The organism is Sutterella wadsworthensis (assembly GCF_003315195.1).
GTDB classification, from domain to species: domain Bacteria; phylum Pseudomonadota; class Gammaproteobacteria; order Burkholderiales; family Burkholderiaceae_F; genus Sutterella; species Sutterella wadsworthensis.
The window spans coordinates 1-13,740 of sequence record NZ_QNRV01000013.1 but is presented as its reverse complement, the minus strand read 5'-3'; the positions used below and the strand labels follow the sequence as shown (position 1 = coordinate 13,740).

Genomic DNA, 13,740 nt, shown 5'->3' with positions numbered 1-13,740 from the left:
ATTCTTATTCGCTTGCCTATCATACGTGGAGCGACAGGTAAACGGTTTCTGCAAGAGTCTTCGTTTATGAGTCGTTCGGGAGACCGGCAGCATACGGTCTCCCACTAATCCATTCTTTATGCGGCTTGATCAAGCCGTATAGCTATGTGAAGGCAACATCATGAAAAAGTCTCTCACCGCTCTCGCCGTTCTCGGCGTTTTTGCCGGCTCTGCTATGGCCGCTGACGTGACGCTTTACGGCGCTCTCGATACCGGTTTTGAATACTTCCACAAGAAGACCACCAAGTTTGACGGTTCCTCTGAGAAGAGCGACACGTTTGACATGCAGACCGGTTGGGATACGGGCAACCGCTGGGGTCTGAAAGGCTCCGAAGACCTTGGCAACGGCTATAAGGTCAGCTTCAAGCTCGAAAGCGGCTTCAATGGTGACGATGGTACGATGGGTCAGGGCAGCCGTCTCTTCGGCCGTGAAGCCGGTCTGACGCTCTCCGGCCCGTTCGGTTCTGTTGCCTTCGGCCGTTTCGGCGGCCTTTCGTCGTCCTGCGGCACGTATGACATGCTGGGCTATGTTGAATCTTTCGACGGCGGCGATGGTGATGTTTGGGGCTTTGCGGCTTCTGATCGTTATGACAACATGGTTGTCTATCAGACTCCGCGCTTTGCCGGTCTGCAGCTGACTGCTCAGTATTCGTTCAAGACGGACAGCAAGGCTTCTGCAAAAGTTAACTCTGACGGAGATCCCGAATTTAGCGGTGATGAAGGCACGTCGCATGCCCAGCGCTATGCATCAATTGGTGTGTCGGGCGAATATGGCCCTGCCGCTTTCGCTGTTGGCTATGAACTGACAAAGTACGGTGCTAATGAGAATAACGGTGGTACTCTTGCTGTCGCTTACGGTCGTGAACTCGACAAGGATGGCCAGTTAGTCTTCATCGGTGGCAACTACGATTTCGAAGTTGTTCAACTCTTCGCTGAAGCCCAGTACTTTAAGCATCAGACGTCAGTTGCTGGTATTGACGCAGAGCTTAGCAACAATACTTATAAAGCATTGGGCTTGAAGGGCTATGGTCTGCACCTCGGTGCTGCTGCTCCTTTAGGTGCTGGTACGCTCACGGCTGGTCTCTACTTCGTTGATTTCTCGGAAGAATATGCGGGTAATGAAGCTGACAGTGACTACAAGTACTATGGAGTGTCTGCTCGTTACAACTATCCGCTCTCCACTCGTACTGGCGTTTATGTTGGTGCCGGGTACGGTCAGACCAAGGGTGATGCTGCAGAAGGTGACGTCTCTGATTACAAAGCTCAGGTTACTCAGGTTTACTGCGGCCTCGTTCACACGTTCTAATCCATCAAATCTTGCGTGAACCGAACCTCCTCACTTGAGGAGGTCCAAAGATCACAAAAATTTGATGAGGCATTTAGCCTCAAGAACAAAACGGCGCGAAGTTCCATTAGGACTCCGCGCCGTTCGCTTTTTCGAAATTATGTGGGTTGTCCGGTACTGCTGAATGCGGGCGATCGGTCAAAGAGCTCCAAGACACCACAGAGCATTTTCACAAAGCATTTGATTGTCTGCTCAACGGCATTCTCATGCTGATGCCGTTCTGGGCCATCTGGCATCAGTTCCAAGAAGGTTTATTAGGATCAATCTTCGTGTTTAGGAGAGTCCGGTTCTGCAGGCGTATTTAAGTTCTGCGAAGGGGATTTTGCAGAGGGTTTGGTCTTATCTTCTAAAGGCGCATCGATAGGGCGCCAGGGCGCTGCCGACGGCAGATTGGCAGGGTTAGCACGTTTATAAATGCGGGGCATTTGTGGTGCGGAAGCCGCAGGTTCCGATTTGGATGACTTAGAAGACTTTGGCGTTTTCAGCAGCCGAGGGGGCTTTGGCGCAGTATTAGAACGCCGAAGGATGCGCGTCAGACTGATAGGCCCGTTCCCAGGGAATATGCGGCGTGAGAGCGGAGAGCGATAGCGAATTTCCCAGTTCACCTTCAGTGTGAACATACGGATCAGCACGATTGAAGCGGCGGTCACCAAAATGACGGTTGCTGCGGCAACGCCGTCCGAAAGGAGCACGATTCCAAACCAACAGCCGATAAATGCGGCCAGCCCATAAGGTTTGCGGTCAGAGAGCGCCGCGGGCAAGCGGTTAAGCAGGACGTCGCGGAAGATACCGCCCACAATGCCGGTGATCACGCCAACCAATGTGCACGAGAGCGGCGGAATGCCGCTCTCCCACGCAAGAACGGTCGCTGATGCTGAAAAGAAACCCAGACCGACAGCATCGGCCCAAAGAAAGAGTTCTCGTGCAATGCGGTCGGAAAGACGGGCAGCAATGACCGGCGCAAAAATGGTGAAGCAGATGATGAGCCAGGTAAAAGCTTCGTGTGACACCCAGTAAAAAGGCCGGATGTCGAGCAGCATATCGCGTACCGTAACGCCGCCGAAGGCGCTTGTAAAGGCCAAAATAAAAACACCCACCGGGTCAACGCCGCGCCCGCGAGCAGCCAGAATGCCGGCAAACGAGAAACCGAGCATGGCAATCGTGTCGACCCATTCAGTCGACGGCGTCAAAGCATTGATTACGGGTGTCATCATGGCGAAAGTGCCCTCCTTGCGGCGTTGCGCAGAGTCCCCTTAGCTGCGGCGCGGGCGGCGCTGCTCGAGCAGCACAATTACGGCGCCGGAATCACCGTCATGCGGAGGCGCCTGGACAAAAGCCATGACTTCGCTCTTTTGCTGCAGCCAGCGGCGGACCATTTCTTTGAGAACACTTTGACCGCCTTCGGAGTTATAGCCCTTGCCGTGGACGATTCTCAGGCATCTGTGACCGCGGATCATCGCTGTACGGATGAAGGCCGCGACGGCGTCGCGCGCCTCGTCAACGAAGAGACCGTGCAGGTCAATGTGATCCTGCACTGTCCATTCACCGCGATAGAGCTTGCGGGGAATATCCGGCGGCACGTCCGGGCGGCGGAACATGAGGCCGTCATCGCTCTCGAGAAACACCACCGGATCGCACTGGTCTGAGAGGGATTCTTCGAGAACCGCTTCTTTTTCCAGTTTGCTCTGGTGCGGAACTGGCGCTGGTTTGGCCGGCGTTGTAATACGGCGTCCGCGGGTGTGGTCCTCATTCTTGACGCCGAGCGAGGCCATCGCTTCGCGGAAAGCCGCCGCTTCGGCGCCAAGGCGGTTCGCTTTGGCCGCCTGAACGCGTTTGGCTTCCTGCGCGGCCTTGGCCTGAACCTTGAGGTCGTGTGAAAGCTTCTTTAAATCCGAAAGATCGTGATATTGAGCCATTTTAAAAGTCGGATGTTGCAGAAATGATTGGATTCCAAAAGGTTCGGCAGCGATTGATCTGCTTTCAGGCTGTATATTGATCAGCGGCTCAGTGCCTCAAGGTAGCGCTGTGCATCCAGCGCCGCCATGCAGCCTGCCGCTGCGGAGGTGACCGCCTGACGGTAGACCTGATCCTGAACGTCGCCGGCAGCGAAAACGCCCTCCACCGATGTTGCGGAGGCAGTGGCATGACCTGTGCCGCGGGTAACGATGTAGCCGTTTGAAAGCTCCAGCTTGCCCTCAAAGATCGTTGTATTGGGTTTATGCCCAATGGCAATAAAGACGCCCTCCAACGGCACTTCGACAGGCGCTTCGCCGGCGGTGCTCTTCAGGCGCACGCCGGTAACGCTCTTGCCGTCGCCGAGGATCTCGTCGACTTCGCGGCGCAGTGCAAGTTCGATGCGGCCGGCTTTCACTTCATCCATCAGCTGATCAATCAGGATCGGTTCAGCGCGGAAGGTATCGCGTCGATGAATGAGTGTTACTTTGGAGGCAATGTTGGCGAGGTAAAGCGCTTCTTCGACAGCAGCGTTGCCGCCGCCCACGACAGCAACGGGCTTTCCGCGGTAAAAGAAGCCGTCGCAAGTGGCGCAGGCGGAAACACCCTTGCCCTTATAGGCGGCTTCAGAGGGAAGCCCCAGATACATGGCCGAAGCGCCGGTGGCGGCGATCAGCGCGTCGCAGGTCCAAACGTCACCGAGGTCGGTTGTGAGCTTGAATGGACGGCTGGAGAGGTCAACATCCTTCACGAGGTCGTAGACCACCTGGGTGCCGAAGCGTTCAGCCTGCTTTTGCATCTGTTCCATCAAGTCCGGTCCCTGAATGCCTTCAGCAGCGCCCGGCCAATTGTCAACTTCGGTCGTGGTCATGAGCTGGCCGCCCGCTTCCATGCCGGTAATGACGACCGGTTTAAGGTTGGCGCGTGCGGCATATACCGCGGCGGTCCAGCCAGCAGGACCGGAACCGAGAATGATGACTTTGGCGTGATTTGTTTGCGTCATGGTGCTTTACTCTTTAGAAAAGGGTTAACGTCCGAAAGGCCGCCAGCTTTCCAGTCTCGGCACAGCTTAGAGGCGTCTAGATTTGGCGTTTGCAGAATGCCGGCAAAAGACGGCGCAACTCGGACAGCCATGAACGAGTAGGAATTTGCAGGCAGCTGAGGCGCCTTGAGGCGGCAAAGCTGTAAAGCACTCATTCCAGTTCGCTCATAAAATAATTGGTTTGAGCATACACCAAGGGTTCCGTATGGCGAGAACGCGAACAAAAATTGAAGACGATGTGGATGAAGATCGCATCAAGCCTTCGAGGGCTTCAAAAGCCAGCCGGGCCTCTAAAGCCAGGCGGAATGCGAATGCCGATGCAGAAGGCGAAGTGCTCAGCAGAAGCGGAGTGCCCTCAGCCGGGGCGGATGCCGATCAGGCTGCCCGCCGCGAAGAAGCTGCGGCACGTCGAGCCGCTCGCCGCGAGCGCCGAGCAGCGCTTATGCGCGCATTGAGTGAGCGTCTCTCTGAAGCATTTGTGGGTCTTGCCCGTTTTCTCTGGCAGTATGCCTGGGTGTTCGCCATGCCGCTTGCCGTCGCACTCGCCGCGGCGCTTGCGAGCTATTCGCCTGCTGACCCCTCGTTTTCGGTTTCAACGGCTCGTGCGCCGGTCAATCTCTGCGGCCTTTGGGGGGCGTGGGCGGCGGATCTGCTCTTTAGCATGCTTGGTTTTTCCGCTTGGTGGCTCGTGCTCGGTCTGGCCATGATGGCTGTTTTTGCGCTGCGTGCACGCTGGCGCATTCAGCGCGGTGAAACCGCCCCTGATCGTGTCAATCCGCCGAAATTCACCGCGTTCATCGGTCTTTGCGCACTTTTGATGGGGTCCACTTCGCTTGAGGCCCTCCGCTTCGGCGGTGTGGATTTCGGACTGCCGGCCGGCACCGGCGGTATTTTGGGCAACTCTCTGGCGCGTGCGGTTATCTACTATGTCGGTGCTGGTGTTTCGGCAGTCGTCTTTTTGGTGCTGATGGCGATCGGTATTGCCCTACTGCTCGATTTTTCCTGGGCAGACATTGCAGAAGGGATCGGCCGCTTCATTGATGAGAAAATCGTTGCCCGCTTTCGGAAGGACGCGCCGAGAACGGTTGGGTATTCCGATGCCGGAGAAGAAGTCCCTGCTTCAGATGGCAGCACGGATTCGGCAGCGGATATCTCTGCGCTCTATGAACCAACCGCTTTGCGGCAGGAATTTGAAATTGTTAAACCCGACCTGAAGAGTGCGGGTTCGCAGTCGCTTTTTGTCGATCAGATGATCACGCCGGCACCGCAGGGCTTTACTTCCCCTGCACGTCCTTCGGTAGAAGAGGCACATCCAAGTCTTTCGCTTCTGGATACGCCTGACCCCAACGGGCGAAAGACGGATGAGGAATCGATTCAGCTGACAAGCCGTTTGATCGTTGCCAAGCTAAAGAGCTACAACATTGATGCGGAAGTTCTGGGTGCTCAGCCTGGTCCGGTGATTACGCAGTATCGACTGGAGCCAGGTCCGGGCGTCAAAGGTGCGCAGATTGAAAGTGTCCGCGACGATCTGCGCCGTGCTTTGGGCGTGCAGGCTGTGCGCATCGTTCTCTCTATCCCCGGCACCAGCTGCATTGGCATTGAGGTGCCTAATCCCGTGCGTGAGACGGTTCGGCTTAAAGAAATCCTAAAGAGCGAAGCCTATGAGAAGAGCACCTCAGCGCTTACGCTTGCCTTGGGCAAAGACATTGCCGGTCACCCCGTGGTGATTGATCTCGCTAAGACGCCGCATCTTTTGGTGGCGGGTACGACGGGTTCGGGCAAGTCCGTGGGCATCAACGCCATGATTCTGTCGATGCTCTTTCGGAATTCGCCTAAGCGCCTGCGGCTTGTGCTGATTGACCCGAAGATGCTCGAATTCTCGCTCTACAACGACATTCCGCATCTCCTCACGCCGGTAGTGACGGATATGAATAAGGCCAGTGCAGCGTTAAAGTGGCTGACCAACGAAATGGACCGCCGCTATGCCGTCATGAGCCGCGTGGGTGTGCGTCAGTTTTCGGGTTTCAACGAGAAGGTGCTTGAAGCCGAAGCCCGCGGAACGCCTATTCGCGATCCGATGGCGGCCAAGGACGATCCTGCGGCGCCCAACCTCGAGCCTTGGCCTTACATTGTCTGCGTGGTGGATGAGCTCGCTGACCTCATGCTCACCAACCGCAAGGAAGTTGAGGGTGAAATCACCCGCCTCACACAGAAGGCGCGTGCTGCCGGCATCCATTTGATTCTGGCCACTCAACGGCCATCGGTGGATGTGGTGACGTCTCTGATTAAGGCCAATGTACCGAGCCGAATCGCTTTCCAGGTGGCTTCTGCTACCGACAGTCGGGTCATTCTCGGCGAATCTGGCGCTGAGCAGCTGCTCGGCAACGGCGACATGCTCTTTCATCGTCCGGGTGCGCCCGATGCCCGCCGCATCCAGGGGTGTTTCGTCGATGACGGTGAAGTGCAGCGTGTGGCGGAAGCGCTGCGCCGCCAGGGTTCGCCGAGTTATGTTTCGGGGGTTACAGAGGGAGCGGAAACCGCCGACGAGGACGGCGAATCTTCCGTCGGCGGCCGCGGCCGCAAGTCCGGCGAAAAGGATCCGCTCTACGATGAAGCCGTGCAAGTTGTGCTTACAGAAAAACGTGCTTCCATTTCTCTCGTGCAGCGTCACCTTGCCATAGGCTACAACCGTGCGGCCAATATTCTTGAAGCGATGGAGGCTGCAGGGCTTGTGAGCAAGCCGAATGCTATGGGCAAGCGTACGACGCTGGTGCCTGACCGCGAACTTTGATGGATGTTGCTCATGTCAGCAGATTTTCCCCGCCGCCGTTTTTTTGTTTTGATGGGTGCTGCGCTCTGCGCCGGCGCATTCAGTCCTCTGGGTGTCTGCGCCGAAGCGGTAAAGACCGTGTCCGTTGACGGAAGCGCTCAGCTCGAGGCCTTCTTGTCGCACGTTTCGGCTGCCGAAGGCGCCTTCCGGCAGCGTGTTGTCGACCGCTCGGGCAAGCTGGTCAACGAAGCCGAGGGTATCTTCGCCTTTCGTCGTCCCGGCGCTTTTCTTTGGAATTATGAGAAGCCCTGGAAGCAGCAGGTCGTGTCGGATGGCCAGACACTTTGGCTTTATGACGAAGATCTGATGCAGGTGACCGTTAAAAAAGTCTCCGACGCGTTGGGCGCAACCCCGGCAGCCGTTCTTTTCGGCAGCGGGACGCTCCCGAAGGATTGGCAGACATCGTCGGAGGCGGGTGCCGTCACGCTCACGCCTAAAGAGCCTCAGGCTGGGTTTGAATCGGTGAAGGTAGTTTTCGATGCTTCAGGCAATCCTGACAGCATGTCGCTTCGCGATACGTTTGGACAAACCACAGAGGTGAAGTTTCTCCGCTTCAAGGCGCTCGAGCAGATGAATCCCGATCGGTTCCGCTTTGTGATTCCTAAGGGCGTCGATGTGCTCCAGGACGCCTAAAAAAAGTTCCGCAGTCAATTTGCAGCTCCTATACAGGCTTTGCTGCCAAGTCCGTTAGAATTGATGCACTTGGATTCGCCGCCGTGCGCAAGAGCACTCATGTGCTTGAGACAGGTGGAGAGCGAATCCGAAATGTTTTCGAAATGGAGGGAGCGCTCCCGGAGCGGAAAGCGTCAGCTTTTCAAGTTCTGGGCAAGTGTCCCTCAAAGTCTGCGGATGGCCGCGGCGAGCGCTTCATGAAGAAGCCGCATCGTCTTCCGGCCGGTGCCGCGTCAACCTTAAGAAGAGACCGGCTTTTGGCCGGAAGTGCATCCACAGAGGAACCCGCCGTCATGAAAAGCAGCACACGCCGTCTGATCATTGACCGCCTTCTTGCCGAAAGGGGGGTAGTCCCTTTTGAGCTCTTTGAAGAGGTTCTTCGTGTGAGCGCACCCACCATTAAGCGAGACTTGCGTTACATGCGCGAGGAGCTTGGCGCACCGATTCAATTCTCCAAGGCCCGAGGCGGTTATTGCTATGCAGAGTCGCCAGATGCTGACGAGCATAAAACCGTACCTGCGCTGCGCGCCAAACGCGCAAGTCAGTCGCGAACTTTTGATCCCTTTCGGCGAACAAAGGATCGTACGTTCAAGCTGCGCTCCAAGCAGTGGTATTCGTCGGATGAGCTTTTTGTGCTCACATCGACTTATGACCTCTTAGGACAGCTTGAGGCCGACGGCAGTTCTGCGCTTGCCAAAGAGCTTTCGCCGCTGCGTGCGCGTGTCATGGATCTCTTCAATTTGGGCGGCACCAGCCCGCGAATGCTCATGCGCCACGTGCGCGTGATCGACCGTAGCGTTATCTTCCGCGAGCCCGAAGCGTTCGAACTCGTGGGATGTGCGCTTTGCGAAAAACGCCGACTGCGCATCAGCTACCACTCTCAGCGCACCGGAGAAACCAAGGAGCGGGAGATTTCTCCGCTGCGCCTTGTACATTACCGCAACCGCTGGTATGTGGATGCTTACTGTCATCTCACAGAAGCACTCAAAACCTTCCTGATCGAAAACATCTCCAATGCCGAAATCCTCACGACGGCTGTGCGGCGCATACCGCTCAGCACGATTGAGGCAGAGCTCGACAGCGGCTACGGAATCTTCCATGGCAGGAAGATTCAGTCGGCTGAGCTGCACTTTACGCAAGAGGCTGGCAGCTATGTGCTGCGCGAGGCCTGGCATCCGAAGCAGCACGTTGAAAAGCTCGATGACGGCACCCTGATGCTGACGGTCCCTTATTCCGACTCCACCGAAATCGTGGGCGAAATTCTCCGCTGGGGCTCCAAGGTCGAAGTTGTCGGCCCGCAGGAGCTGCGTGAAGAAGTCCGTGATGAGGCCGCCCGCATCGCCGCGCAGTACACGGGTGATCAGAAGGGCGATGACAACGGAAATCGAGGTTAAGAAGAAGCGCAGAAGGACTCGCCGCCGCCGTCGGCCGGCTGCTGCGAAGGAGTTGCCGCAAATATTTTTTTGCGGTGATCCTCATGGGTGTTTTGATCAGATCAATCAAGCTGCTCGTGAGTATCAGCCTGATGCATTGGTCATTTTGGGCGATATGCAGGCGCCGGCCCCCCTTGAGGTTGTTCTGGAGGAGGCGCTGCAATACGCTCCTGTGTGGTGGATACCCGGCAATCACGATTCTGAATCCGACGAGATGTATGACAACTTGTGGCGCAGCAAGCTTGCCGACAAGAATCTCCACGGTCGGGCTGCCAATGTCTGCGGTGTACGCATTGCGGGTTTGGGCGGCGTTTTTCGCGGCCAGGTTTGGATGCCTGATGATCCCCCCAATTACTACTGCCCGGCCACTTTCATTCGTCGGGTAGGGCCCGGAAACGTCTGGCGCGGCGGGGTGCCGCGCCGTCACCGCACAACGATCTTTCCTTCGGTCTATCAGAACTTGATGCGTCAGCATGCAGACATTCTGGTCACTCATGAGGCGCCGTCCTGCCATCGCAAGGGGTTTGCGGCTATCGATCGGCTCGCTGAGGCACTGGGCGTGAAGCGTCTTTTCCACGGGCACCAGCATGAGGACCGGGCGTATGGACGCCATCACGGCATCATCATGACAGGCGTGGGGTACCGCGGCATTACGTCCATAACCGGTGAAGTGGTTATTCCTGCACAGCTCGATCCCCGTGAGGCCGCTGCGCTCAAGAGCGCGTTGGAGTGGGCGGACAGTCACGGCATTGATGCTCCGCCCGTACGGACGCCGCCGCCAGCGATGGTTGTGCGCACGCCGCTCCCTCATGCAGCCCCGACTTTTCAGCCGCCGGAACTTCATCCTTCATCAGACATGAAGCCTGCGCCGAGCTCCATCAAGGAGGCGGAGGCAGAGCAGGAAAAACGCACGTCGCGGATGACCCGTGCGCGAAACCGTGCGCTCGCAGAAGCTGAAAAGCGAGAACCTCGGCGCGACGCAATGCTCGGACGCGCCGTGAGCGCCCGTGCTCCAGGCGGCCGTTGGAAGCGTATGCAGCCCAAGAAGAAAACGGGAGCCGGCTCTGACGGCGGCGCTTAAGTGCTAGTCATAACGCATTGAGTGCAGAAGATTTTGCTCCAAAGCGGTATCCTTTCTACTTTCCACGGCGCCCGATTGATTCCATTTCGGGCGCTTCGTTTTTCTTTGTCAGAGTTATGCCCGACAGTTCTCGTCGTCCCATTGACGGCTACGCACTCATCACTTGTCTTGTTCTTTGCATTATTTGGGGACTGCAGCAAGTCGCCATTAAGGCTGCAGGCAGCGATGTTTCACCGATGCTTCAGGTTTCAGTGCGATCCGGCGTCGCCGCGCTCCTTTTGCTGATTACCGCTAAATTCGTGCTGCATGAAAAATGGAATCCGAAGCTGAGGTGGCGCGACGGTTTCCTGCTGGCGCTTGGTTTTGCGGGTGAATTCTTTTTCGTGGCCGAAGGACTTCGCTTCACTTCCGCCGCGCATATGTCGGTGCTGCTTTACACTGCGCCGCTTTTTGCCGCGGTTGGTCTGGCCATCAAACTGCCCGAAGAGCGGCTTTCTGTGATTCAGTGGGGCGGCGTGCTGCTCGCGTTTCTCGGTATTGGAGCCGCTTTTCTGCTTCCGGCGCTTATGTCCCATTCTCCCGCCGCCGAAGGCAGCGAACTTTGGTGGTGGGGTGACATTCTGGGGCTTTGTTCCGGTATCTCCTGGGGCTTCACGATCATCGTGATGCGCGTGACGACGGTGAGTGAGGCCGCGCCTACGCAGATGCTTTTTTGGCAGCTGGCGGGCGGCTTTGTGCTGCTTTTTCCCTGTGCGCTGCTCACCGGGCAGAACCATTTCGAAGGAACGGCGATCGGCTGGACGAGTCTGCTTTTTCAGATCTTTATCGTGTCTTTCGCAAGCTATCTCGTTTGGTGCCGGCTGATCAAAATTTACTTGGCAGCTCGTTTGGGGATTCTGGTCTTTATGACGCCGATTTTCGGCGTCATCCTTTCGGTGCTTTTACTTGGGGAGTCCGTCGGACTCCCTTTCGTGGCGGGTTCTTTAATGGTGTTCTGCGGCATCATGGTGGTGCAGCGTCCGCATTTTTTTCAGCGCCGCCGATCCTCATAAAGCTGCCGCAGGACGGTGCCGATTCGGCCGTTCGCTTAAAGGAGCAGGCACTCAACGAAGCTGCCGGCTTCGGCTGAAGCTGTGTCTTCGGGCAGTACGGCGGCTGCATTCATGCCGGCCAAGGTAGAAAGCATGGCAGAACCCTGACTGCCGGCCGGCGTAAAAGTGAGCACCTCACCCTGCGGCTCGAGATGGCCGCGGACGATGTCGGTGCGGCCGGTGCGGCCTTTGACGCGGCTTAATGCTCGAGCCGGCACGACCTTGCCGCCGATCTCATCGCTGAGTGCGCCGGCAGCGAGTCTGACCGCACGATGCAGGTAGAGCTTTGCGGAAACTGCAGCGGCAACCGGATTCCCGGGCAGCGCGATGAACCAAGGTCCGGCTTCACCCAGACGCCCGAAAGAAAAAGGTTTCCCCGGACGCTGGCTGATGTGATGGTGCGAGAGCTCGCCGCCGAGTTCCGCGAATACTTTAGAGGTGTAGTCATGCTCGCCTTCGCCGACGCCGCCCGAAGTGACAATGAAGTCGACGCGTGAGCCGAGATCCAGAAAGGCGCTCCGGATGGCTTCGGGGTTATCGGGAAGAATGCCGAGGTCTTCAACCTGCGCTCCCCAGCTTTGCGCCAGGGCGGCGATCAAGGGCGAGTTGGCGTTGTAAATTCGGCCGGTGTCGAGCGGACCCGGAGTCCCGGGGGCGGCGAGTTCGTCACCCGTGGAGAAAACGGCGACACGGATGCGGCGCACCAGAAGTTCAGCATGTCCGAGCGATGCCGCCATGCCGATCCATTCCGGAGTGAGTACCAACCCTGCCGGCATGACAATGCTGCCCGCCTTCATTTCTTCTCCTTTCAGACGAAGATTGGCGCCGGGTTTGACTTCATCGTGTGGAAATTCAATCCACGTTTGGCCTGCATCATCGGTCGTTTCGCGCACATGCTCAAAGGGAATAACCGTGTCGGCTCCTTCTGGCACCGCTGCCCCCGTCATGACGCGCAGAGCGGTTCGCGGCGAGTATTCGCTGCAATAGGGCACGCCGGCATAGGAGACGCCTTCAACCGGCAGCCGTGCGAGGCCGTGAGCGGGCAGCGAGCTCCCCGGGAAAGCGAAGCCGTCCATGGCGGAATTATTGAACGCAGGTACGTCGTTAGTCGCATAAAGGGATTCGGCAAGTACGCACCCCAGTGCATCCCGGAGCGGCAGCCGTTCTTTGCGTGAGATGGGGGTAATCGCCGCATCAAGGATGCCGTAGACTTTTTCGACGCTGATGAAGTCGGTCATGAGAAGTGTCCCATAGCGGATTTTGATGTCCGAAAGAATAGCCCAGAGCAAGGAGTCCGGGATGGCAGTGATAGCAAGAGACAATGTGACGGGATTGATCTATGCGGGCGGTCGTGCCACCCGTATGGGCGGAGTTGACAAGGGACTGGAACTTTTCCGAGGACGGCCGCTGATTGAAGCGGTGATAGACCGATTGAAGCCTCAGTGTGTTTCTATCGTCATTTCTGCCAATCGAAATCTTGAGCGCTATGCTGCTTGGGGGTATCCGGTTGTTCGTGATTTGGATGATGCTTTTGCCGGACCGCTCGCCGCTTTGGCTGCAGCTGGGGCTCAAAGCGTTGTGATGACGGAGTGGGTGCTGACTGCGCCGTGTGATGCGCCGTTTTTCCCTGAGGACTTGATGGAGCGCTTTCGGATGGCTCAAGAGCGCTCACTTCAAGAGGGCAGGGATCCCGACGCCTTCATTGCTAAGGGTGAGCGTCCGCAAAATGCCTTTGCCTGTCTTCGAAGCAAGTGCCTGCTTAGCGCAGGATCCTTTCTTGCACTAGGGCGACGCCGATTGGGGTGGTGGTATTCGGAACTGCACGCCGAGACGGTGCAGATGCCCGATGAAAGTGCTTTTGCCAATCTCAATACGCTCGACGAACTCAAGGCTGCAGAATAATTTTTTGCAGACGCTTGACAGGAGCTTAAAAGCTCTGCATAATTCGCATCCTTCGCTTCGACGAGAACGCCGAAACAAAAGCGAAGTGCAAAGAAGTTGATGTCCGTTGCGATGTGACAGACATTTGACAAGAAGATGAAGCTTCTGTAAGATGCGAACTCTTCGCTGATCGGACAGATCAGACAGTTCTTTAAAAATCAGATTCAACGAACCGATAAGTGTGAACGTCGGAAACTTGAGGGGCCTCGAAAGAGGCACCGGATTTCACGATCCGGAGACTCAAAAATTTTACGAAGTTTGCACTTCTCGAAAGCCGAAAGAAGAGATCAAATCAAATCTTTCAATTCCGGCG

11 protein-coding genes are annotated in these 13,740 nt (G+C 56.8%); 7 read left to right on the top strand and 4 right to left on the bottom strand.

Annotation, left to right across the window (positions count from 1 at the left end; all coding sequences use genetic code 11):
• The first annotated feature begins 160 nt into the window (after positions 1–160).
• Positions 161–1,345 carry a porin gene (locus tag DES29_RS06645; protein ID WP_016475059.1) on the top strand — a complete coding sequence of 395 codons (1,185 nt, stop codon included), beginning with the start codon at positions 161–163 and terminating at the stop codon, positions 1,343–1,345.
• 299 nt (positions 1,346–1,644) lie between these two features.
• On the opposite strand, the gene DES29_RS06640 is transcribed toward DES29_RS06645, so the two are convergent.
• The 3 genes from DES29_RS06640 to trxB all read right to left on the bottom strand — a co-directional run bounded on the left by DES29_RS06640 (position 1,645) and on the right by trxB (position 4,340).
• Complete coding sequence (locus tag DES29_RS06640) at positions 1,645–2,598, bottom strand: trimeric intracellular cation channel family protein (RefSeq protein ID WP_016475058.1); 954 nt, start codon at positions 2,596–2,598, stop codon at positions 1,645–1,647.
• Between the two features lie 39 nt (positions 2,599–2,637).
• Positions 2,638–3,300, bottom strand: coding sequence for a Smr/MutS family protein (locus tag DES29_RS06635; RefSeq protein ID WP_016475057.1), 663 nt, complete (start codon positions 3,298–3,300; stop codon positions 2,638–2,640).
• Between the two features lie 80 nt (positions 3,301–3,380).
• Positions 3,381–4,340, bottom strand: coding sequence for a thioredoxin-disulfide reductase (trxB, locus tag DES29_RS06630; protein ID WP_016475056.1), 960 nt, complete (start codon positions 4,338–4,340; stop codon positions 3,381–3,383).
• 370 nt (positions 4,341–4,710) lie between these two features.
• Here trxB and DES29_RS06625 point away from each other — a divergent pair, with 370 nt between their 5' ends.
• From DES29_RS06625 to DES29_RS06605, 5 genes are all read left to right on the top strand, one after another.
• Complete coding sequence (locus tag DES29_RS06625; protein ID WP_236578880.1) at positions 4,711–7,170, top strand: DNA translocase FtsK; 2,460 nt, start codon at positions 4,711–4,713, stop codon at positions 7,168–7,170.
• Between the two features lie 12 nt (positions 7,171–7,182).
• On the top strand, positions 7,183–7,842 hold the full coding sequence (gene lolA / locus DES29_RS06620) for an outer membrane lipoprotein periplasmic chaperone LolA (protein ID WP_021995204.1): 660 nt from the start codon (positions 7,183–7,185) through the stop codon (positions 7,840–7,842).
• Positions 7,843–7,925: 83 nt separating this feature from the next.
• Entirely contained in the window at positions 7,926–9,275 is a 1,350-nt protein-coding gene (locus DES29_RS06615) for a helix-turn-helix transcriptional regulator (RefSeq protein ID WP_240912724.1), read from the top strand.
• The gene (locus DES29_RS06610; RefSeq protein WP_016475051.1) at positions 9,253–10,395 is read left to right on the top strand and encodes a metallophosphoesterase family protein; all 1,143 of its coding nucleotides are present in this window, start codon (positions 9,253–9,255) and stop codon (positions 10,393–10,395) included. Before DES29_RS06615 ends, DES29_RS06610 begins: the two co-directional genes overlap by 23 nt.
• 116 nt (positions 10,396–10,511) lie before the next feature.
• Positions 10,512–11,447, top strand: a complete 936-nt coding sequence (locus DES29_RS06605; protein ID WP_016475050.1) for a DMT family transporter — start codon at positions 10,512–10,514, stop codon at positions 11,445–11,447.
• Positions 11,448–11,482: 35 nt separating this feature from the next.
• Here DES29_RS06605 and DES29_RS06600 read toward each other — a convergent pair whose 3' ends face one another.
• Positions 11,483–12,724, bottom strand: a complete 1,242-nt coding sequence (locus DES29_RS06600) for a molybdopterin molybdotransferase MoeA (RefSeq protein WP_113854646.1) — start codon at positions 12,722–12,724, stop codon at positions 11,483–11,485.
• Positions 12,725–12,785: 61 nt separating this feature from the next.
• Here DES29_RS06600 and mobA point away from each other — a divergent pair, with 61 nt between their 5' ends.
• Positions 12,786–13,388: a molybdenum cofactor guanylyltransferase MobA gene (gene mobA / locus DES29_RS06595; protein WP_021995201.1), complete on the top strand. Its 603-nt coding sequence runs from the start codon at positions 12,786–12,788 to the stop codon at positions 13,386–13,388.
• Positions 13,389–13,740: the final 352 nt, after the last annotated feature.